Below are 18,692 nucleotides of genomic sequence, written 5' to 3' on the forward strand. Positions count from 1 at the left end.
TTGTCATGTCACTCGGCCGAAGCGATCGCTTCCGATGCGCCGCCCTTGTGGGCAGCCGCTTCGCGGCGCTCGCGGCGCGTGGCCAGCAGGCGCAGCGACACGTAGAACACCGGCGTCAGGAACAGGCCGAAGAACGTCACGCCGAGCATGCCCGCGAACACCGCCACACCCATCGCATGACGCATTTCCGCGCCGGCGCCGGTGGAGACCACGAGCGGCACCACACCCATGATGAACGCGAACGACGTCATCAGAATCGGGCGCAGACGCAGGCGGCTGGCTTCGATGGCGGCCTGGACCACGGTACGGCCGTGATGCTCGAGCTCCCGTGCGAACTCCACGATCAGGATCGCGTTCTTCGCTGACAGCCCCACAAGCACGATGAAGCCGATCTGCGTGAAGATGTTGTTGTCGCCACGGGTCAGCCACACACCGGTCATGGCGGCGAGCAGGCTCATCGGCACGATCAGGATCACCGCGAGCGGCATCGTCAGGCTTTCATACTGCGCGGCCAGCACCAGGAACACGAGCAGCACGCACAGCGGGAAGATCCAGATGCCCGCATTGCCGGCCAGGATGTCCTGGTACGTCAGGTCGGTCCACTCGAACTTGATCCCCTTCGGCAGCGTTTCCGCGGCCACGCGTTCCACGGCAGCCTGCGCCTGGCCCGACGAGAAGCCCGGAGCCGGACCGCCGTTGATGTCGGCGGCGGTGAACGCGTTGTAGCGCACCACGCTATCCGGACCGAAGCCCTGCTTCACCTTGACCAGCGACGACAGCGGCACCATCTCGCCCGACTGGTTGCGGACCTTCAGCTGCAGGATGTCCTCGGCGTGCGCGCGGAACTGCGCATCCGCCTGCACCTTCACCTGATACGTACGGCCGAACTTGTTGAAGTCGTTCGCATAGGTCGAGCCCAGGTACGTCTGCAGCGTGTCGAACACGTCCGTCACGGGCACGCCCAGCTGCTTGGCCTTCACGCGATCCAGCTGAACGTCGAGCTGCGGCACGTTGATCTGGTAGTTGGAGAACAGACCAGCGAGCTCCGGCGTGGCGCGAGCCTTGCCGAGGAACGCATTGGTCGCGTCGAACAGCGCGTCGTAACCGAGCGCCTGACGGTCCTCGATCATCATCTTGAAACCACCGATCGTACCGAGGCCCTGCACCGGCGGCGGCGGGAACACGGCGATAAACGCGTCCTGGATGCCGGCACCGTACTTCTGGTTCAGCGCGGCGGCAATGGCGTCACCCGACAGGTCCTTCGACTTGCGCTCGTCGAACGGCTTCAGCGTCGCGAACACGATGCCCTGGCTCGGGCTGTTCACGAAACCGTTGATCGACAGGCCCGGGAAGGCCACGGCCGATTCCACGCCCGGTTGCTTGAGCGCGATCTCCGACATGCGGCGGATCACGTCCTCGGTGCGGTCCAGCGTCGCGCCGTCAGGCAGCTTGGCGAAGCTCACCAGATACTGCTTGTCCTGCGCGGGAACGAAGCCCTTCGGCACCATCTGGAAAATGCCCCAGGTGGCGACCAGCAGCACCGCGTAGACGCCGAACACGGCGGTCTTGCGGCCGATCACACCGGTCACGCCCTTGCCGTAGTTCTCGCTGCTGCGATGGAAGAAGCGGTTGAAGCGCTTGAAGAAGCCGCCCAGCACGCGATCCATCGCACGCGTCAGCCAGTCCTTCGGTGCATCGTGGCCTCGCAGCAGCAGCGCGGACAGGGCCGGCGACAGCGTCAGCGAGTTGAAGGCCGAGATGATCGTCGAGATGGAGATCGTCAGCGCGAACTGTTTGTAGAACTGGCCGGTCAGGCCCGTCATGAAGCCCAGCGGCACGAACACCGCGCACAGCGTCAGCGCGATCGCGATGATCGGGCCGCTCACTTCGCGCATGGCCTTGTATGTGGCTTCCTTCGGCGGTAATCCTTCCTCGATGTTCCGCTCGACGTTTTCCACCACCACGATCGCATCGTCCACCACGATACCGATGGCCAGCACGAGGCCGAACAGCGACAGCGCGTTGATGGAGAAGCCAAACGCATGCATCAGGCCGAACGTACCGACGATCGACACCGGCACCGCCAGCAGCGGGATGATCGATGCGCGCCACGTCTGCAGGAACAGGATCACCACGAGCACCACGAGCGCAATCGCCTCGAACAGCGTATGCACCACGGCCTCGATACTGTGACGCACGAACTGCGTCGGGTCATACACGATGCTGTAGTCCACGCCATCGGGGAAGCCTTCCTTCAGCTCCTCCATGGTCTTGCGGACGTCGTCCGAGATCTGGATCGCGTTGGAGCCCGGCGACTGGAAGATCGGCAGCGCCACGGCGGACTTGTTGTCCAGCAGCGAGCGCAGCGCATATTCCGACGCGCCGAGTTCGATGCGCGCGATGTCCTTCAGGTACGTGACCGCGCCATCGGGCGAGCTCTTGACGACGATGTCGCCAAACTCCTCGACGGTCTGCAGGCGGCCCTGCGCGTTCACCGACAGTTGCAGGTCGGTACCCGGCAGCGACGGCGACTGGCCGATCACGCCGGCCGCCACCTGCACGTTCTGCTCGCGGATCGCGCGCACCACGTCGGAGGCGGACAGCTGACGCTCGGCAATCTTCTCCGGGTTCAGCCAGACGCGCATCGAGTAGTCACCCGAACCGAACATCTGCACCTGGCCGACGCCCTGGATCCGCGCGAGGCGGTCCTTGACGTTGATCAGCGCGTAGTTGCGCAGGTACGTCATGTCGTAGCGGTCGTTCGGCGACACCAGGTGGACCACCATGGTGAGGTCGGGCGAGCTCTTGACGGTCGTGATACCCAGACGGCGCACGTCCTCGGGCAGACGCGGCTCGGCTTGCGCCACCCGGTTCTGCACGAGCACCTGTGCCTTGTCGGGATCGGTGCCGAGCTTGAACGTCACGGTCAGCGTCAGCGAACCGTCGCTGTTGGCCTGCGAGTTCATGTACAGCATGTCCTCGACGCCGTTGATCTGCTCTTCCAGCGGCGTGGCCACCGTTTCGGCGATCACCTTCGGGTTGGCGCCCGGGAACTGCGCGCGCACAACGACCGACGGCGGTACCACTTCCGGGTACTCCGAGATCGGTAGCTTGAACATCGAGATGGCGCCGATCAGGAAGATCAGCACCGACAGCACGCCCGCAAAAATCGGGCGATCGATAAAGAATTTCGAGAGATTCATCTTGGTCTCGGCGAAAGCGCTTCCCCCTGGCAGTCCGCCTGGGCGGACGCCATCGACAACACGGGAAGTTCTGGTCTACGTGGGCTCTGGCGGGAAAGCGCTTAGCTCACCGGTTTTGCCGCGGGCTTCTCGTTGCCACCGACAACCTGCTCGGCAGCCTTGTCGGCCTGCTCCGCCTGCTTCGGTGCATTCGCATTAGCCTTTGGCTGGAGTTCGCTGCGGAATGCCATATCGACAACCTTCGGGGCGACGGTATCGCCCGGACGCACGCGCTGCAGGCCGTTCACGACGATGTTCTCGCCGGGGGTCAGGCCCTTGCGGATCACGCGCAGCCCGTCGTACGACGGTCCGAGGTCCACCTCGCGGTAGCCGAGCTTGTTGTCCTTGCCGACCACCAGCACGAACTTCTTGCCCTGATCGGTGCCCACGGCGCGATCGTTGATCAGCACGGCCGGATGCGGCGTGCCGCCACCGAGCTTGACCTTCGCGTACAGGCCCGGCAGCAGGCGGCCATCGTCGTTGTTGAAGACGGCGCGCATGCGGATGGTGCCGCTACGCGTATCCAGGCGGTTGTCCACCCACTGCACCTTGCCTTCGCGCGGGTTGCCGTCTTCGTCGGCCAGACCCAGGAAGACCGGCAGATCCTTCTTGCCGCCGCCCGCGCCCGGCGCCGTGAAGCGCAGATAGCTCTGCTCGTCCACGTCGAAGCTCGCGTAGATCGGCGAGACCGACACCACCGTCGTCAGCGCCGGCGACGACGCGCCTGCCGCCACGAGGTTGCCCACCGTGATTTCCGCCTTCGACACACGCCCCGCCACCGGCGCGACGATGCGCGTGTAGCTGAGGTTCAGCCGCGCGGACTCGAGCGCCGCCTGCGCGCCGCGTACGTCGGCACCGGTTTCGCTGGCCGTATTGATGCGCTCGTCGTATTCGCGCTTGGAAATCGCGTTGTCGTCCAGCAGGCGCTGCGCACGTGCCTTCTCGGTCTGCGCATGCGAGGCGCGAACCTGCGCGGCGGCCAGTGCCGCTTCCGCGCGCGCCACTTCGGCGGCGTACGGACGCGGGTCGATCGTAAAGAGCGGGTCGCCCTTCTTCACGATCGCGCCTTCGCGGAAATGCACGGTGTCGATGGTGCCGGAGACGCGCGGACGAATCTCCACGCGATCGACGGCCTCCATGCGGCCCGAGAACTCATCCCATTCCGTGATCGTCTTGCCGACCACGGCGGCGACTTCCACGGCTGGTGCCGGCGGGGTTGCTGTGTTGGCCTGCGCTTCGCCCCCATGCCACGGACGCAGGACCGAGGTTGCCACGCCAATACCGAGAACCGCCACGATGGCAACGGCAATCAGCGTGCGTCGAGACTGGTGATTCATGTTTTCTTCACTCCGTGTTTCTGTCGGGTTTTCTTCAACTGAAAGCAAAAAATGGCCGAACGCTTCCCGCCGGGTCCGAAGGCCCGGAAAAAAGGGGGGATACCGTGTGTACGTCGCAGGACCCGGCCGAACAGCCGCGCCTATGCCGCTACCTTTACGGCGATTGCCAGCATGAAAGACTGCTGGCCTCTAATCCGGTCGCTCTATGCGCCGGACCGGCGTTCGGGCCGGGATGAGGCGTCGTCGCCCTGCGCAAAACACGCGCGCAGGAATCGCGCACCTTCGTTGACCCATGCCTGGCAACTCTCATGGGACTGTTCCACCCCGTCGCCACAGGCGCCGGGCATGATCATGGTCTCGGCCGGCACTCCGGCCTTGCGCAGGCGCTCGGCGAACGCTTCGCCCTCCGCCCGCAATGCATCCAGTTCGGCCACCTGCACGAGCGCCGGGGGAAGTCCGCCCAGCCTCGAAGCCAGCGCCGGCGCGGCATACGGGTGCACGCTATCCGCCGGCGTCGGCAGGTAGTCTCGATAATTGCACGCTAATTGCTGCAACATTTCCATCGACACACGGCGAGGACCGGCCGTGCACGATGCATGCTGCAGGCATGGGTCCGTCACCGGTCGAATCAGCCATTGACCCGCCGGTTGCGGCAATCCCCGATCGCGCAGCATCTGCGACAGCGCGATCGCCAGGTTGCCCCCGGCTTCTTCTCCAACGACTGCAAAGCGCGACTTGTCTACCTTCAGGCGCCGTGCGTGCTTGAGCACCCACGCCACCGTATTCACGGCATCTTCCGGCGCGGCCGGAAACGGATGGTCGGGCGCCAGCGAATAGCTCGGCGTCACCACCACGGCGGGCACCGTGCTGGCCAGATCCGCCGCCAGCTCGCATGCCGCCTCGCAATCGCTCTGCACGAAACCGCCCGCATGGAGGTACACGAGCCAGGGCAGCAGTCCGCTGCTCGCCTGCGCGCCGCCCGGGGCATATCCCGGAGGGTAACTCACCCATACGGAGATCGTACGTTCACCGCTCACCACCTCATGCTGCGCGACCCGCGCCCCTGCCTTGATCGTCTTTCCGCCCGACTTGCCGGGTTCCTTCCCTTGTTCCACAAGGGCTACCGGTTGGGTCGAGCTGATTGTCTTGGACATTTGGCTGGTGCCGCGGCGTGCGTCCACGGGCGGCGATCATGTGTTGCGATGCAACGAATTATGGTGATTGTCGGGGATGGGATAAAGCAAGAGATTGCCAACGCACTGTTTCTGAGGTGGAATAATCGGCGGATCATCGTGATAGGGGCACCTTTCCGGTGCCTTCGCGCCATCAATGCGGCCTGGAGCGCGCCAATCGGTACCCATTCCCTTGAAAAGGACGGCCTAAATGTGATTCACTGCCGTGCTTTCCAGCGCCGATCATCCAAAGACAGGGCTCCGCCACGGCCCGCCGCAGGGAAGTCACACGGGGGAAGCAACACCATGGATCGTCTAGTCTCAATGCAGGCATTCACACGGGTGGTGGATGTCGGCAGCTTTGCCCGCGCGGCCGAATCGCTCGACCTGCCCAAGGCCACCCTGACCCGCCTGATCCAGAATCTGGAAACCCACCTCGGGGTCAAGCTGCTGCACCGTACCACACGCCGCATCAGCGTGACGACCGATGGCGCTGCGTATTACGAACGCTGCGTGCGGATTCTCGCGGACGTCGAGGAAGCCGAGCAATCGCTGACCCGGCACAACAATTCGCCACGTGGGACGTTATGCGTGGACACGGTAGCAGGCCTCGCGCAGATGGTCATCATCCCCCATTTGCAGGAGTTCTTCGAGGCCTACCCCGAGCTCAAGCTCGAACTGACGCTCAACGGCAAACCCATCGACCTGCTCAAGGAAGGCGTGGACGTGGTGCTGCGCGTCGGCAACCTGCTGGACGAAAGCATGGTCGCGCGCCGCATCGGTGTGCTGAAGCTCGGGATGTACGCGTCCCCGATCTATCTGCGCCGTCATGGCACGCCGACCAATCTGACCGAGCTGGCCCAGCACAAGGCCGTGAACTACCTGTCCAACCGCACGGGACGCGAGATGCCGTGGCCCCTCACGCGCGGCGACGAGCAGGGCGAGATCCTGCTGCCGTCGGTGATCTCGACCAACGACGCCGAGGTCTACCTGGGCTGCACGCTGGAAGGCCATGGCATCTCGCGGATCTCGCGCGCGATGGCCGAGCCCTATGTCGCCAGCGGCAGGCTCGTCGAGGTCATGCCCGACTGGCAGACCGAAGAACTGCCGATCTCGGCGATGTATCCGCAGAACCGCCACCTTTCGGCCAAAGTCCGAGTGTTCGTCAACTGGGCGGCGGACCTGTTCTCGAAGCATCCGCACTTCGGCGCCGCGCAGCAGCCCTCCACGCGCGACGCGATCCGCGCGCTGGCCGCGGCGGGCTGAGAGCCTTCGTCACCCTTCGGCGCGCCCGTCTCCGGGCGGTCTGGCCTGAGGCCCGCATCGTGCGCATCGTGCGCATTGTCCGCATCGTTCGGACCGTCCGGACCGTCCGGCCCGTTGCAGCGATGCGAGCATCGCACCTCGATATCGGTGGTCACGTTGACCACCGATATGGGAACCAGCAAGACGTAAGGGGAATATTTCAGGGAAAATTTCAGCGATAGCTTGATCAGCCCGACGAGCAGTGTGAGGAGGATTTTCATTTTGTTATGGCAGGAATGATTGAGGCCATGCCCGATGGACACGGCACCTCATTCTTGCCTCCCCCACTGCCGGTGTGAATCAGAAATCTCTGAATGTCTGCCTCAGTTCTGCAGGACGATCCGATTGATCACGTCGTCCACGCCCTGCACATACCAGGCATCGCGCTCGGCCTGTTTGCGCGTGCCCTCGCTGGCCACATAGCCTTCCAGCGTCACCACCCTGCCCTCGGTCCGCACGCGGATGCAGCTCGCATCGACGAACGGGTCGGTCTCGAGCACCAGTTGCAGCGCCTCGGAAATTTCGTCGTCGCGATCGGTCTCGGCCGGCGCCACGACAATCTCGTTGATCACGCAACGGCAACCGCCAGACCACCATGCCAGCACGCCGGCCAGCCGCATATGCGAGAGGCTGATCACGTTGCCGCGCAGCGTCACCACGCCATCGGCGGCCGCCACCTCGATCCACCCGCTGCGCTCGCCCACCGCTTCGCGCACCGTTTCCACACGCCCCTTCGTGTGCGCGCAGATCCGGCAGTTGCGGAAATCGATCGCATTGAGCAACCGCTCGCACACCGCGTCGCGCAGCGCACCGTCGCCCACCGGTACCGCGCCATCGGCCACGCGCAGATGATCGATCACCGCCGTCACGCCATCCACGCGACGGACGTGCGCGGCCGCGCGCGTCTTGTCCACGATACTGCCCACCTCCCCTTCGAGAATCAGCGCCCCGTCCGACAGCCGCAGGTGAATCGCGGGCTGCAGCTGGCGGCCCTGATACGGTACTTGTGACAGCGCGGCGCGCGCCTGCGTCAACACCGCTTCATTGCTAGGCATGATGTCCTCCATGGTTAGATCGTCTGCGGGAAGTCCATCGAATCGATTATAGAAATCCTCCTCCGGGCATCCAGCCGGGACGGTCCAGACATGTTTCAAACAACTGCTCAAGCACACCGCGGTGGTATCGCGTTCGACCGCACAACGGGCTTGTCGTGTGCCGTGCGAGGCGTTGTCGAACGCCGCCCGCATGCCCGCAAAGCCGCACCCCGCAACGGTTTCCGGCAAGCGGATCGAATTCAGTGATACTTAAATCACGACGTGCGCGCGTTAAGGGAATTTGAACGTTGTAAATCCGATGGCGACGGCGACAACACTCGTTACCATCACATCATCGGCCGCAACGGAAACCCTCGATGATGCAATCAACGTCTCGCCCACCGTCTCGCCGTCTGTCCCTGCGGATCGCCGCGTTCGCCGCGCTCTCCGCGCTCCCGTTGTGGCTCGGCGCCGCGACCAAGACCACCACGTTCACGGTCCGGCTCACGCTAACCAACGACTGCACGATCGCCGCCAGCGATCTGGACTTCGGCAGCACCGGCGTGCTCGCCGCCAACGTCGACCAGCAGTCGCAGGTCTCGGTCACGTGCAGCACGGGCGCACCGTTCCAGGTGGGCCTCGACGGCGGCAGCACCGCCAGCAGCACGATCGCCAATCGCCTCATGACGGGCCCGAATGCGGCCACGGTCCAATTCCAGATCTATCGCGATGCGGCACGCACGCAGATCTGGGGCAATACCCCCAATACCGACACCGTCGGGGGCACCGGCAACGGCACCGCGCAACCGTTCGTGATGTATGGACGGGTGCCGGCCCAAACGACGCCTGGCGCAGGCGCCTACACCACGACCGTCACCGCGACGATCAACTTCTGATGCGCCACGCCGCCACAGGGCGGCGTCCGGATTCCGCAACGCTGCTGGCACTGGTGCTGGCCGCGCTGGCAGCGGTCTGCCCGGCGCACGCCACTTCATTGCAGATCACCCCGGTACGGATCGACCTGCCCGCCGGCGCGGGCGCGGCCGCGCTCACGCTGCGCAATCAGGGCAACACGCCCATCCATGCGCAGGTGCGTGTCTTCCGCTGGACGCAGGACACCGGCAACGACGCGCTGACCGCCACCGAGGAAGTGGTGGCCAGCCCGCCGATCGTGCGCATTCAGGGCGGCAGCGATCAGCTCGTGCGCATCGTGCGGCCCGCACGCGCCGCGGCACCGGGCGCGCCGGCGGGCGAATCCGCATATCGGCTGCTCATCGACGAACTGCCGGTCCCCGATGCCACGCCCGATGCATCGGGCGTCAAGCTCCAGCTGCGCTATTCGGTGCCCGTGTTCGCGGGCACGCCCCCGGCCACGACGCCGCCGCAACTCATGCTGAACCTGTGGCGTGACGATGGGGAAAGCCGCGGCGCCTGGGTCCTCGCCGTGCGCAATGCGGGCCAGCGCCACGCGCGGCTCAGCGATATCGCACTCGTCAACGGCGGCCAGCGGATCAACGTGGGCAGCGGGTTGTTCGGCTACGCGCTGCCCGGTGCAGTGCGCGTCTGGAAAATCCATCTGCCCGCGGGCTTCGCGCCCGCCAGCAGCATGCGGCTCGATGGTGCGGTCAACGGCGAACCGCAAAGCCTGCCGGTCGCGGCGGGCCGCCCCTAGGAACGCATGGCATGCCGCCGCGCCGCGCGCCCGGTCCGCCTGGCCTGGATCGTCTGCCTCGTGCTGACGTCCGCTTCGGCCGCACGCGCCGACGATGGGCCGGTTCCCGCGGGCGCATCGGGCGTCCAGACCACGTATCTCGAAGTCATGGTCAACGGCGTATCGACGGGTGCCGTCGCGCGATTCGCGGAGAACGGTGGCGCCCTCTCGACGCCGCTCGAGGAACTGGGCGAGATCGGCCTGCGCGCGGATCCGTCGCTGGCCGGCGCCAATGGCATGGTCCCGCTCGATCGCCTGCCCGGCGTGACGTATCGCTATGAGCCGAGCATGCAGCGCGTCTACCTGAACGTCGAAGACAGCCAGCGCCTGCCCGTGCAACTGGGCTCGCGCGGACGCGCGCGGCCGCCGGTGACGAGCGGTTTCGGCTTCGTGCTCAACTACGAGGCCTACGCGCAGCCTGACACGGGCAACGAACTGGGCCTCTATACCGAGCAGCGGCTGTTCCATCCGGGCGGCGTGTTCAGCAATACGGGGGTCTCCACGTTCTACAACGGCAACAACCGCTACGTGCGCCTCGATACGTCGTGGAGCCATGCGGACCCCACCGGCATGCAGTCGATTCTCGTCGGCGATGCGATTACGGGCGCGCTGCCATGGAGCCGCCCCGTGCGTATCGGCGGCTTCCAGATCCGGCGCAACTTCGGATTGCGGCCCGACCTGATCACCTATCCGCTGCCCGCGCTCGGCGGCTCGGCCGCGGTGCCGGGCGCCGTCGATCTGTATATCAACAATGTGCGCCAGTACACGGGACAGGTGCCGAGCGGCCCGTTCGTGATCAACAACGCGCCGGCACTGAGCGGCGCGGGCCAGGCGACCATCGTCGTGCGCGATGCGCTGGGCCGCGACGTCAGCACCACGGTGCCGCTGTATATTGACTCCCGATTGCTGGCCAAGGGGCTGTTCGACTATTCGTTCGAGGCCGGCTTCGCGCGCACGTCCTATGGCATCGACTCGTTCCGCTACGACACGGCACCGGCGGCAAGCGGCTCCGTGCGTTATGGCCTCAGCGATGCGATCACGCTGGAGGGCCATGGCGAGGCCTCGCGCGGCGTCGGCATCGCGGGGGCGGGCGTGCTGTTCAAGCTGCCGCTCACGGGCGTGCTGAACCTCTCCACGAGCACGAGCGCGTCCGGCGGCCAGCAGATCGGACTCGGCTACCAGTGGCGCACGCCCGCGTTCAGTATCGACGTGCAGGGCACGCGCGCGTTCGGCGACTACAAGGACCTTGCCGCCAGCACCGGCTCGCCCATGCCGAGCGCGCTCTATCGCGGAACGGTCTCGGTGCCTCTCGGCCGCAGCGGCAATATCGCCGCGAGCTATATCGATCTGTCGGACCCCGTCTATGGCGCCGCGCGCATCGGCTCGCTGGCATGGACCGCGCAGCTCGGGCGCCGCGCGGCATTTACGGCGAGTACCTATCGCGATTTCGCCGCAGGCTCGTCCTACGGCGTCTCGCTGTCGCTGACCTTCCTGATCGACAACGACACCACGGCATCGTCCACGGTGGGCCGCGAAGGCGGCAAGCCTACCTTTATCGGCGCGGTCAGCCGCACGGTGCCGTACGAAGGCGGATGGGGCTATCAGGTCGGCGCCCAGCGCGGCGGCGACATGTGGCGCGGCTTCGCGCAGGCCAACGTGCGTGGGCGTTATGGCGACGCCTATGCGGCCGTGCAGGATCTGCAGGGGCGCGTGACCACGGCCTTCGGCGCCAGCGGGTCCCTCGTCGCGATGGACGGTACCGTGATGGCGGGCCGCCGCATCGACCAGAGCTTTGCGCTCGTCTCCACGGGCGGCGTGCCGGATCTGCCCGTGCTGGTCGAGAACCGCCGCATCGGCACCACCGACAGCGGCGGCCACTTCCTCGTGCCGAACCTGCTCCCGTACGATGCCAATCGTATCGAGATCGATGCGCTGAACCTGCCCATCAACACGCGTCTGAGCTCCACGCGGCTATCGATCGCCCCCGCACTGCAGTCCGGCGCCGTCGCGGCGTTCTCCATCCAGTCGTTCCGCGGCGGACAGGTGGTGCTTACCGATGCCGTCGGCACACCGCTGCCGGCCGGTACCGCGGTGCTGCATGTGGAAAGCGGCGATCGCACGGTCATCGGCTACGATGGCCTCGCCTTCTTCGAATCGCTGCGGGACGACAACACGTTCCGCGCCGACACCGATCAGGGCCCGTGCACGGCGCGCCTGCGCTATGCGGCGACCAGCGATCCGCTGCCACGGCTCGGCCCGATCGCCTGCACCGGCAGCGCGCCATGAGCCGCCGCCAGACAGGCCTCCGGTGGCTGCTGGCGCTGATATGCCTGTGCGGCATATCCGGGGCGCACGCGGCCTGCACGGCCACCGCGCCTTCCGTTGCGTTCGGCAGCTACAGTCCCGTGTCCGGCAACACGGTCGACGTCAACGGCACCATCACCATCAACTGCACGGGCATCGCCGTGTCCACGCGAATCCGCGCCTGCATCAACATCGGCACCGGGTCGGCCGGCACAACGGTGTCGCCACGCATCATGGCCAGCGGCACGCGGCAGCTCCAGTTCAATATCTATTCGGACAGCTACACGACGCCATGGGGCGCGCGCAATACCGCCGGTTTTGCGCCGATCATGGTCGACTTCCCCGTGCTGCTCGGCAATGGCACCGCGTCGGTGAACTACTTCGCGCGCCTCTTCGCCAATCAGTCGTCGGCCGTGGCCGGCAACTATTCGTCCACGTTCAGCGGACTCAGCGCGGAAGTCACCTACCTCGACTACGGCGTGCTCGTGCCCGCGCCCGACTGCGCGACCCTCTCGAGCCCAAGCACGCCCATCACGTTCACGGCCACCGCCACGGTGGCCAACGACTGCGTGATCACCGCCAACACGCTCGACTTCGGCACGTCCGGTGTCCTTCGGACCGCCCTCGATGCCAACGGCTCGCTCTCGGTTCGCTGCACGCTCAACGCGCCCTACTCCATCGCGCTCAATGCCGGCACCGGCGCGGGTGCAACCGTCGCCGCGCGTCGCATGACGCGCAGCGGCGGCACGCAGACCGTCGGCTACCAGCTGTTCCGCAATGCCGCGCGCACCGAACCCTGGGGCGACGGCACCAATGGCACGCTGACCGTGACCGGCACGGGCACCGGCACCGCGCAGACGGTCAATCTCTATGGGCGCGTCCCCGCGCAGACGACCCCGCAGGCCGGCACGTATCAGGACACGGTCACCGTGACCATCACGTACTAGGGCCGGGACCGCGCCCGTTGACGGCGTACCGCGATGCGCGGACCATAGGCGACGCACCGCCGAGGGAGATCCATCGATGTGCACGAACTACGCACCGGTCCAGCGCCGCATCCTGCGCGAGATCTTCGGCGTCGAACCGCCGCCGGACCTGTTTCGCGCCGAGACCTATCCCGACTATGCGGCCCCGATCGTGCGCCAGCGTTCCGACGGGTCGCGCGAGAGCGTGCTCGCCACGTTCGGCATGGTGCCGCGCAAGCGTACGCCGCCGGGCGCGCGCCGCTACGACACGACCAATGCGCGCAGCGAAACGGTCGGCGAGCGGCCCACGTTCTCGCGCTACTGGCGCCAGGGGCAGCTATGCCTCGTCCCCGCGACGGCGTTCTACGAATTTGCCTATCCGGAATCCGGCACGCCCACGGCACCGGGCAAGCCCGAGCGCTGGCGCGTGTGGGTGCGCGACATGGAAGCGTTTGCCGTGGCGGGACTGTGGCGCGACTGGCCCGATCTTCCCGACGCGCCCGGCATGCCGTCGTTCACGATGCTTACCGTGAATGCCGACGGGCATGAAGTCCTCTCGCGTTTCCATCGCCCCGGCGACGAGAAACGCGGGGTCGTGATCGTCCCGCGCAACCAGTGGGACGACTGGCTCGGTTGCCGAAATCCCGAAATCGCGCGAACCTTCCTGCGCCTGTACCCGTCCGAGCAGATGGCGGCCGAACCGGCGCCGAAGGTTCAGGGCGCGCCGATTCCGATGGCGGACTGAGTACAATGCGGTGAGGTCTGCACATCACGTGGCCCGTCGAGACAAGCATCAACGAGAAAAAGGAACGCATGGCGACGTCGAACAAACTGCCCGGCTGGACGATCGGGGCCCCAATTGCCGCATGGGTGGCCTTCGGTATCGGTCTTGCCGCGCCCGAATCGGGCTGGATCATTGCCATCATGGCGATCGCACTGGCCGGCGCGGTCTTCTCTGCCGTGCATCACGCCGAAGTCGTCGCGCACAAGGTGGGCGAGCCGTTCGGCACGCTCGTGCTCGCCATCGCGGTAACCGTCATCGAAGTCGCGCTGATTGTCTCCGTCATGCTGTCGGCCGGCCCAGAAAAAGCGGGCCTCGCGCGCGACACCGTGTTCGCGGCCGTCATGATCATCTGCAACGGCATCGTCGGCCTCTGCCTGTTCGTCGGCGCGCTCCATCATCGCGAGCAGGCCTTCCAGGCCCCGGGCGCCAATGCGGCCATGGCCACGCTGGTCGCGCTGCTGGTGCTGACCATGGTCCTGCCGAACTTCACGAGCACCACGCCGGGCCCGGTCCTGTCGCCGTCGCAACTCGCGTTCTCGGGTGCGATGTCGCTGGTGCTCTATGGCTGTTTCGTCTTCGTGCAGACGGTCCGCCACCGGGACTACTTTCTCGTGGAAGGGACGAACGACGAGAACGAACACGCGCCGCCTCCGCCCGCGCGTGTCGCAGCCATGAGCGGTGGCTTGCTGATCGTGGCGCTGGTGGCCGTGGTCGCGCTGGCCAAGATGCTGTCGCCGTCGGTGGAAGCGGCCGTGGCCAATGCGGGCGCGCCCGCCGCCGTGGTGGGCGTCGTCATCGCGGCCCTCGTGCTGCTGCCGGAAGGACTGGCCGCGCTGCGCGCCGCGCAGACCGATCGCCTGCAGACCAGCCTCAACCTCGCGCTGGGATCGGCACTGGCCAGTATCGGCCTGACGATTCCGACCGTGGCCGCGGTGTTCATCACCATCGGCCGGCCGCTGGAACTCGGGCTGGGCCCGAAGGAGATGGTGCTGCTGTTCCTGACGATGATCGTGGCGTCGCTGACGCTCGGCATGGGCCGCACGACGATCCTCCAGGGCGTGGTGCACCTGGTGATCTTCGCCGCCTACCTCTTCATGACCATCGTGCCCTGATCATTGCCGGGCCGCGTCCTGATGTAACCGGCCCAGCAATCGACGCCCGGCGGCGATGACCGCGTCGTCGGACCGCATCTGATATCGGACGATCATCCCCTCGACACAGAGCATGGCCTCGGCCGCGACCTCCTGAGGGTTGGTCAGGCCAAGGTCCGAAGCCAGCTGCACGAGGTAGTCCTCGAGCGAGGCCTTGTGCGAGACCGCATGCTCGAGCAGCCGCGGGTCGTCGCCCGCCCCGCCGCCAGCCTCGGCCACCACGTTGATAAACGCGCAGCCGCGGTACTCGTCGCTGGTGAACCACTCGGCAAGCGCGTCGGCCAGGACGTCGAGATTGCGCCGCAGCGCAAGCTGGCGCGTCACGGCGGCCTCGAACCAGCCCATCCAGAAATCGTGCCGCCGCTCGAGGTAAGCGGCGATCAGGTCGTTCTTGGAGGGGAAATGCCGGTACAGAGACATCTTGGCGACGCCCGACTCGGCAATGATCCGGTCCACGCCGGTCGCGCGGTAGCCGTCACGGTAAAAGAGCCGTGCGGCGGTGTCGAGAATCCGGTCCCGGGCCGATTGCGTAGCCATTTCAGTGCGAATTGATAAGCGGTAAATGTCCATATTATAGGAGACAGATCTGTCTACCGCTTATCAAATTATCGTCAAACGGCCGCGCACCTCCTTCAGGCCGCCAGTTTCAGGCGCGCCGTCGCGAGCCGGGCATCCGCATCGCGCAGCGCGGTGCGCAGGCCTTCTTCCACCACCGGGTGGTAGAACGGCATGGCCAGCATCTGCGTGACGGTCAGACCCTGCTGATACGACCATGCAAGCAGGTGCGCGATGTTCTCCGCGCGGGGGCCGATCCATTCGGCACCCAGAAAGCGGTCCGTCTCGATATCGGCGTACACGTGCATCAGCCCGCGGTTCTTGAGCATGACGCGGCTGCGGCCCTGATCCTCGAAGCTGACCTCGCCCGTCACATAGGTGCCGTCGCCGAGATCCGCATGGCGCTTGCCGACCATCGCGATCTGCGGATCGGAGAACACCACGCCCAGCGATGCGCGGCGCGAGATCGCCTTGACCTGCGGCCATGCGGCCGCGTTCTCGCCGGCCAGACGGCCTTCGTCGGCGGCCTCGTGCAACAGCGGCAGCACGTCGTTGGCATCGCCGGCGATAAAGATCGGCGCCGTCCCACATTGGAGCGTTTCCGCGTCGAACACCGGCAGGCCGCGCACGTCGAGCGTCACGCTCGTATTCGCCAGGCCAAGGTTCGCGACGTTGGGCTTGCGGCCCGTCGCGGCCAGCACGTAGGCAAAGCGCTCGGTCACGGTGTCACCCGTGGCGGCATCGACGAACGAGATCAGAGCCTCGTCGCCCTCGCGGCGCATATCAACGATCTTCGCGTCGATATCGAGCGAGAACTCCTGATTGAACGCCTGCGCCGCGTAGGCACGGATAGCGGGATCCGTGAGCGGACCGACCGCACCGCCCTTGCCGAACACGCGCACGCGCACGCCCAGCCGGGACAGTGCCTGCCCGAGTTCGAGGCCGATCACGCCCGGGCCGAACACGGCGACGCTCTCGGGCAGGTCCTCCCACGAGAACACATCGTCGTTGACGATCAGGCGGTCACCGAACACCGAGAACGCGGGCGGCACGGCGGGGCTCGAACCGGTGGCGATCACCACGCGGCCAGCCTGCACGATCGTGCCGTCGTCGATCTTCAGCACCGTGTCTTCCACGAACGACGCATAGCCACGAATCCGGTCCGCGTCGGGAATGCCCTCCACACCGCGCACCACAAAGCCGACGAAGCGATCGCGCTCGCCACGCACACGTGCCATGACCTCGCGGCCATCGACGCGGATCTCGCCATCGATGTGCACGCCGAATGCCGACGTATGACGCGCCTCGTGCGCGGCCTCGGCCGCGGCGATCAGCAGCTTCGAGGGCATGCAGCCCACGCGGGCGCAGGTGGTGCCATAAGGGCCGCCTTCGATGATCACGGCGCGCTTGCCCGCGGCGGTAGCCGCGCGATACGCTGCAAGGCCTGCGGTACCCGCGCCGATGATGGCGACGTCGGTCTGGATGGTGGTCATGTTCTCGTACCTGTCCTTTTCAGGCAAAACGGGGCCAACGGGTCCGGCGGTTGCCGGACCTCGCTGGCGGTACTACGGCGTTACGGTTGCGTCAGCTGCGGTTCAGGCGGCCTTCTTCAGATATTCCTCGACGGCCTCGGCACCGCCGATCAGGCTGCCGTTGATGAAGACCTGCGGCGCCGTCATGTTGCCGGAGATCGCGCCCAGCACCTTGCCACGCACCTTGTGCTCCAGCGGCACGTCGATGTACTCGTAGCCGTGGTCGCTCAGCAGCTGCTTGGCCTTGGCACAGAACGAACAGCCCACCTTCGAGAACACCACCACCTGATCGGGCTTGGTCGCGTTCGGCGCGACGTGGGCCAGCATCGTGTCGGCGTCCGAAACCTTGAACGGGTCGCCCGGCTCTTCCGGCTCGATGAACATCTTGTCCACCACGCCGTTCTTCACGTACATCGAATAGCGCCAGCTGCGCTTGCCGAAGCCGAGGTCGGCCTTGTCCACCAGCATGCCCATGCCGTCGGTGAACTCGCCGTTGCCGTCGGGGATCATCACGATGTTCGCGGACTCCTGGTCCTTCGCCCACTCGTTCATCACGAACGTATCGTTGACCGACACGCACAGGATGGCATCGACGCCATGCTTGGCGAACACCGGTGCCAGCTCGTTGTAGCGCGGCAGATGGGTGGACGAGCACGTCGGCGTAAAGGCGCCCGGCAGCGAGAACAGCACCACGTTCTTGCCTTCGAACAGCTCGGCGGTGGTCACGTTCTTCCATTCGTTGTTCTCGCGAACGCGGAAAGTCACGTTGGGTACGCGTTGGCCTTCACGGGATTGCAGCATCGGTATCACTCCTTGATGGGATCGGTCGGATCGGGTTGGTTGGTTTCGCATGTCGTGCAGCGATGGAACAGATTCTGTCGAAGTCGAAGTGATCTGTACAATTCATCGTTTCAAATGAGGCGATTGTTTTTGCCTATCCATCGTCGATAGCCATCGCCAAATGACAAAGGACGGCCGCAGCCGTCCTCCCTTCCTCCGAGACGCGCGCGGCTTACAGGCCGAGATCGCTCAGGCTGGGGTGATCGTCGGGACGGCGCCCGAGCGGCCAGTGGAACTTGCGGTCCGATTCCTTGATCGGCATGTCGTTGATGCACGCAAAGCGGCGCTGCATCAGGCCGTTCTCGTCGAACTCCCAGTTCTCGTTGCCGTAGGAACGGAACCAGTGGCCCGAGTCGTCATGCCACTCGTACGCATAGCGTACTGCGATGCGGTTACCTTCGTACGCCCACAGCTCCTTGATCAGGCGGTAGTCCAGCTCCTTGTTCCACTTGCGGGTCAGGAATTCCACGATCTGCTCGCGGCCGTTCACGAATTCGGCGCGGTTGCGCCAGGCGCTGTTGACCGTGTAGGCCAGCGATACACGCTGCGGATCGCGGCTGTTCCAGCCGTCTTCGGCCCCTCGGACCTTGGCAAGGGCGGTTTCGCGGGTGAACGGCGGAACGGGGGGACGAACTTCCGGCTGATTCGACATGACAGGCTCTCCTTTGGGTGGGCAATGCGTTTGACTGCGAATATCGTCTGACTGCAAATGAGACAGATCTGTCTACTATTCTAAGTAGACAGATCTGTATGTCAAGCA

The 18,692-nt window shown here is 65.8% G+C and carries 15 protein-coding genes; 7 read left to right on the plus strand and 8 right to left on the minus strand.

Going from position 1 to position 18,692, the window contains the following annotated elements; all coding sequences use genetic code 11:
* Positions 1 to 8: 8 nt before the first annotated feature.
* The 3 genes from FOB72_RS21160 to FOB72_RS21170 all read right to left on the minus strand — a co-directional run bounded on the left by FOB72_RS21160 (position 9) and on the right by FOB72_RS21170 (position 5,733).
* On the minus strand, positions 9 to 3,203 hold the full coding sequence (locus tag FOB72_RS21160; RefSeq protein ID WP_150374674.1) for an efflux RND transporter permease subunit: 3,195 nt from the start codon (positions 3,201 to 3,203) through the stop codon (positions 9 to 11).
* Between the two features lie 101 nt (positions 3,204 to 3,304).
* On the minus strand, positions 3,305 to 4,579 hold the full coding sequence (locus FOB72_RS21165; protein ID WP_150374675.1) for an efflux RND transporter periplasmic adaptor subunit: 1,275 nt from the start codon (positions 4,577 to 4,579) through the stop codon (positions 3,305 to 3,307).
* A gap of 203 nt (positions 4,580 to 4,782) precedes the next feature.
* Positions 4,783 to 5,733 (minus strand): alpha/beta hydrolase, encoded by a 951-nt coding sequence (locus FOB72_RS21170; RefSeq protein ID WP_150374676.1) that lies wholly within the window; start codon positions 5,731 to 5,733, stop codon positions 4,783 to 4,785.
* 324 nt (positions 5,734 to 6,057) lie between these two features.
* On the opposite strand from FOB72_RS21170, the gene FOB72_RS21175 reads away from it, so the two are divergent.
* Entirely contained in the window at positions 6,058 to 7,017 is a 960-nt protein-coding gene (locus FOB72_RS21175) for a LysR family transcriptional regulator (RefSeq protein ID WP_150374677.1), read from the plus strand.
* Positions 7,018 to 7,379: 362 nt separating this feature from the next.
* Here FOB72_RS21175 and FOB72_RS21180 read toward each other — a convergent pair whose 3' ends face one another.
* Complete coding sequence (locus FOB72_RS21180) at positions 7,380 to 8,111, minus strand: BON domain-containing protein (protein WP_150374678.1); 732 nt, start codon at positions 8,109 to 8,111, stop codon at positions 7,380 to 7,382.
* A gap of 359 nt (positions 8,112 to 8,470) precedes the next feature.
* Here FOB72_RS21180 and FOB72_RS21185 point away from each other — a divergent pair, with 359 nt between their 5' ends.
* From FOB72_RS21185 to FOB72_RS21210, 6 genes are all read left to right on the plus strand, one after another.
* On the plus strand, positions 8,471 to 8,986 hold the full coding sequence (locus FOB72_RS21185) for a spore coat U domain-containing protein (RefSeq protein ID WP_191002412.1): 516 nt from the start codon (positions 8,471 to 8,473) through the stop codon (positions 8,984 to 8,986).
* Positions 8,986 to 9,762 (plus strand): molecular chaperone, encoded by a 777-nt coding sequence (locus FOB72_RS21190; protein ID WP_150374680.1) that lies wholly within the window; start codon positions 8,986 to 8,988, stop codon positions 9,760 to 9,762. Before FOB72_RS21185 ends, FOB72_RS21190 begins: the two co-directional genes overlap by 1 nt.
* Before the next feature lie 6 nt (positions 9,763 to 9,768).
* Positions 9,769 to 12,087 carry a fimbria/pilus outer membrane usher protein gene (locus FOB72_RS21195; protein WP_150374681.1) on the plus strand — a complete coding sequence of 773 codons (2,319 nt, stop codon included), beginning with the start codon at positions 9,769 to 9,771 and terminating at the stop codon, positions 12,085 to 12,087.
* Positions 12,084 to 13,052, plus strand: coding sequence for a spore coat protein U domain-containing protein (locus FOB72_RS21200; protein ID WP_150374682.1), 969 nt, complete (start codon positions 12,084 to 12,086; stop codon positions 13,050 to 13,052). The genes FOB72_RS21195 and FOB72_RS21200 overlap by 4 nt, the downstream gene beginning before the upstream one ends.
* A gap of 76 nt (positions 13,053 to 13,128) precedes the next feature.
* Positions 13,129 to 13,815, plus strand: a complete 687-nt coding sequence (locus FOB72_RS21205) for an SOS response-associated peptidase (RefSeq protein ID WP_150374683.1) — start codon at positions 13,129 to 13,131, stop codon at positions 13,813 to 13,815.
* A gap of 68 nt (positions 13,816 to 13,883) precedes the next feature.
* Positions 13,884 to 14,966: a calcium:proton antiporter gene (locus FOB72_RS21210; protein WP_150374684.1), complete on the plus strand. Its 1,083-nt coding sequence runs from the start codon at positions 13,884 to 13,886 to the stop codon at positions 14,964 to 14,966.
* Here the strand turns inward: FOB72_RS21210 and FOB72_RS21215 are convergent, their stop codons facing one another.
* The 4 genes from FOB72_RS21215 to FOB72_RS21230 all read right to left on the minus strand — a co-directional run bounded on the left by FOB72_RS21215 (position 14,967) and on the right by FOB72_RS21230 (position 18,584).
* A complete protein-coding gene (locus FOB72_RS21215; RefSeq protein WP_150374685.1) occupies positions 14,967 to 15,542 on the minus strand; it encodes a TetR/AcrR family transcriptional regulator in 576 nt (191 codons plus the stop codon).
* 95 nt (positions 15,543 to 15,637) lie between these two features.
* Positions 15,638 to 17,053 carry a dihydrolipoyl dehydrogenase gene (locus FOB72_RS21220; RefSeq protein ID WP_150374686.1) on the minus strand — a complete coding sequence of 472 codons (1,416 nt, stop codon included), beginning with the start codon at positions 17,051 to 17,053 and terminating at the stop codon, positions 15,638 to 15,640.
* A 102-nt stretch (positions 17,054 to 17,155) separates the two neighbouring features.
* Positions 17,156 to 17,893 carry a glutathione peroxidase gene (locus FOB72_RS21225; protein WP_150374687.1) on the minus strand — a complete coding sequence of 246 codons (738 nt, stop codon included), beginning with the start codon at positions 17,891 to 17,893 and terminating at the stop codon, positions 17,156 to 17,158.
* A 211-nt stretch (positions 17,894 to 18,104) separates the two neighbouring features.
* Positions 18,105 to 18,584, minus strand: a complete 480-nt coding sequence (locus FOB72_RS21230) for a DUF1348 family protein (RefSeq protein ID WP_150374688.1) — start codon at positions 18,582 to 18,584, stop codon at positions 18,105 to 18,107.
* Positions 18,585 to 18,692: the final 108 nt, after the last annotated feature.

It is taken from the genome of Cupriavidus pauculus (genome assembly GCF_008693385.1).
Lineage (GTDB): Bacteria > Pseudomonadota > Gammaproteobacteria > Burkholderiales > Burkholderiaceae > Cupriavidus > Cupriavidus pauculus_D.

Coding starts and splice junctions, on each gene's coding strand:
- FOB72_RS21160 (WP_150374674.1), bottom strand. CDS start 3,203: ATGAATCTCTCGAAATTCTTTATCGATCGCCCGATTTTTGCGGGCGTG.
- FOB72_RS21165 (WP_150374675.1), bottom strand. CDS start 4,579: ATGAATCACCAGTCTCGACGCACGCTGATTGCCGTTGCCATCGTGGCG.
- FOB72_RS21170 (WP_150374676.1), bottom strand. CDS start 5,733: ATGTCCAAGACAATCAGCTCGACCCAACCGGTAGCCCTTGTGGAACAA.
- FOB72_RS21175 (WP_150374677.1), top strand. CDS start 6,058: ATGGATCGTCTAGTCTCAATGCAGGCATTCACACGGGTGGTGGATGTC.
- FOB72_RS21180 (WP_150374678.1), bottom strand. CDS start 8,111: ATGCCTAGCAATGAAGCGGTGTTGACGCAGGCGCGCGCCGCGCTGTCA.
- FOB72_RS21185 (WP_191002412.1), top strand. CDS start 8,471: ATGCAATCAACGTCTCGCCCACCGTCTCGCCGTCTGTCCCTGCGGATC.
- FOB72_RS21190 (WP_150374680.1), top strand. CDS start 8,986: ATGCGCCACGCCGCCACAGGGCGGCGTCCGGATTCCGCAACGCTGCTG.
- FOB72_RS21195 (WP_150374681.1), top strand. CDS start 9,769: ATGGCATGCCGCCGCGCCGCGCGCCCGGTCCGCCTGGCCTGGATCGTC.
- FOB72_RS21200 (WP_150374682.1), top strand. CDS start 12,084: ATGAGCCGCCGCCAGACAGGCCTCCGGTGGCTGCTGGCGCTGATATGC.
- FOB72_RS21205 (WP_150374683.1), top strand. CDS start 13,129: ATGTGCACGAACTACGCACCGGTCCAGCGCCGCATCCTGCGCGAGATC.
- FOB72_RS21210 (WP_150374684.1), top strand. CDS start 13,884: ATGGCGACGTCGAACAAACTGCCCGGCTGGACGATCGGGGCCCCAATT.
- FOB72_RS21215 (WP_150374685.1), bottom strand. CDS start 15,542: ATGGCTACGCAATCGGCCCGGGACCGGATTCTCGACACCGCCGCACGG.
- FOB72_RS21220 (WP_150374686.1), bottom strand. CDS start 17,053: ATGACCACCATCCAGACCGACGTCGCCATCATCGGCGCGGGTACCGCA.
- FOB72_RS21225 (WP_150374687.1), bottom strand. CDS start 17,893: ATGCTGCAATCCCGTGAAGGCCAACGCGTACCCAACGTGACTTTCCGC.
- FOB72_RS21230 (WP_150374688.1), bottom strand. CDS start 18,584: ATGTCGAATCAGCCGGAAGTTCGTCCCCCCGTTCCGCCGTTCACCCGC.